Below are 2,174 nucleotides of genomic sequence, written 5' to 3'. Positions count from 1 at the left end.
GTTATGCGGAAACCGGACATCTGCCGATTGACAACAACCCCGTGGAAAACTGCATCCGGCCCATTGCGTTGGGCAAGAAAAATTGGCTGTTTGCCGGCTCCGAACGTGCCGGGCAACGTGCCGCCGCAATCCAAACCTTACTGGGTACGGCCAAGCTTAATGGCCTAAACCCGGCGGCATGGCTGAAAGAAACATTAGAAAAACTGCCCATGTGGCCGAATAGCCGCATTGATGAATTGTTGCCTTTGACATCCGAACAAATAACGGCGATTAAACAAAATTTACCTGAAAAGGCAACGTGGTAGGGACACGCGCTTACCGTCCAGCAGGCGTTGGGGCATACGCCGTGCGCGGGCTCCGCGTTCGTGTCGTGTGGGTATCCGCAACCGGGCGGGCAACCGACTGAAGCTGTTGCTGTGGGACGGCAACGGCGTTTGGTTGTGCCAGCGCCGTTTGCACCGGGGCGGTTTCGTCTGGCCGGCGGCGGGCGACACGGTTTTCCAGGTCACCGGGGCGCAATGGCACTGGCTGGTGGCCGGGGTCGATTGGCAACGTTTGTCGGCGGTTCCCGCCGCACATTGGCAAGCCTGAACAGGCTGGTTCCCGTGTCCAAAAACACCACCAGATATTTGGGTAAAACCCCCTATTGACAAGGCATACAGGCGTTTTTTTAGGTATAATATGGCCTATGAACCCACTCGCCGAACTCGACAGTTTAGACCTCGACCCCGCTGCCAAAAGCCAAGTGGCGGGCATGATCCGGGCGTTGCTTGAGCAAACTGTACATGATGCGGAGCTGCTGCATCTCAAAGACGCGCAAATCCAAGCCAAAGACGCTGCCATCCAGGCCAAAGACCTCAAAATCGAAGCCCTGCCCACGAACTCGCCCATATCCGGCGTATCCGCTTCGGCGCCAAAAGCGAAACCTTGCCGCCGCTGCAACGCGACGTGTTCGAGGAAACCTTGGACACTGACCTTGCCGCCATCGAAGCGGAGGCCGAACAGCTTCAGGATGGCCGGCCCTGCGGCACAGTGGCGAAACCCAAACGCCCCCGCGCCGGACGCCAACCCTTACCCGACCATCTGCCCCGTGTCGACCACCTCCATGAGCCGGCATCCTGCACTTGCGGGCATTGCGGCAAAAACCTGGTCAAAATCGGCGAGGATGTCACCGAACAACTGGATGTCGAGCCCGCCAAATTCTTTGTCCGCCGGCATATCCGTCCCCAATATGCCTGCCGCGCTTGCGAAACCGTCACCGCCGCCCCGATCCCGCCTGCCGTGATCGACGGGGGAATGGCGGCGGCCGGCCTGTTGGCCTGGGTGATGGTCAGCAAATACCAAGACCACCTGCCGCTGTACCGCCTCGAACAAATCGCCGCCCGCGACAAGGTCATCCTGTCCCGGTCAACCCTGGCCGATTGGGTCGGGCGTGTCGGCGTCGCGTTGCAGCCGTTGGCGGAGCGGCTGAAATGGCACCTGTTGCAGGGCGGCGCCTTACATGCCGACGAAACCCCCGTGGCGCAGCTTGACCCCGGCAGCGGCAAGACCCGCAAAGCCTATCTCTGGGCATACCGCAGCAACGATTTACAGCCTGGGCCGCGGCTGATCGTCTTCGACTACCGGAAAGGCCGGGGCGGCGAACATGCCCGCCAGTTTTTGGGCGCGTGGAAAGGCCACCTGATGGTCGACGGCTATGCCGGTTACAAAGCCCTGTTCACGGACACCGGCACCTGCACCGAGCTGGCCTGCCTGGCCCATGCGCGGCGAAAGTTCTTCGACTTGCACCAAGCCAACCAATACCCTCAGGGGCACAAGAGCCCCATGGCATGGGAAGCATTACAACGCATCAGCGTGCTTTATGCCGTCGAAGCGGAAGGCAAAGCCTTGGGTATTGAGGCGCGCCAACAACTGCGGGCGGAAAAAAGCCAGCCCCAACTGCGCGCCTTCCATGACTGGCTCCTGAAAACCCGTACCGTCACCGCCCCCGGCGGCGGTTCCGCCAAAGCCTTGGATTACACCTTAAAACGGTGGCCCGCCCTGATCCGTTATGCGGAAACCGGACATCTGCCGATTGACAACAACCCCGTGGAAAACTGCATCCGGCCCATTGCGTTGGGCAAGAAAAATTGGCTGTTTGCCGGCTCCGAACGTGCCGGGCAACGTGCCGCCGC

Annotated in this window: 2 protein-coding genes and 1 pseudogene; all 3 read left to right on the top strand. The window is 60.6% G+C overall.

Annotated features, from left to right (window positions below; all coding sequences use genetic code 11):
- Positions 1–305: transposase domain-containing protein (locus AADEFJLK_RS21430; RefSeq protein ID WP_146054699.1), on the top strand; the 305-nt coding region annotated here is incomplete at its 5' end.
- A gap of 67 nt (positions 306–372) precedes the next feature.
- Positions 373–591, top strand: coding sequence for an IS66 family insertion sequence element accessory protein TnpB (gene tnpB, locus AADEFJLK_RS21425; protein WP_249028110.1), 219 nt, complete (start codon positions 373–375; stop codon positions 589–591).
- Between the two features lie 97 nt (positions 592–688).
- Positions 689–2,174, top strand: a pseudogene (gene tnpC, locus AADEFJLK_RS21420) (IS66 family transposase); the annotation flags it as partial.

The sequence above is a fragment of the Methylovulum psychrotolerans genome (genome assembly GCF_002923755.1).
Lineage (GTDB): Bacteria > Pseudomonadota > Gammaproteobacteria > Methylococcales > Methylomonadaceae > Methylovulum > Methylovulum psychrotolerans.
This window is presented reverse-complemented; position numbering and strand designations above follow the sequence as displayed.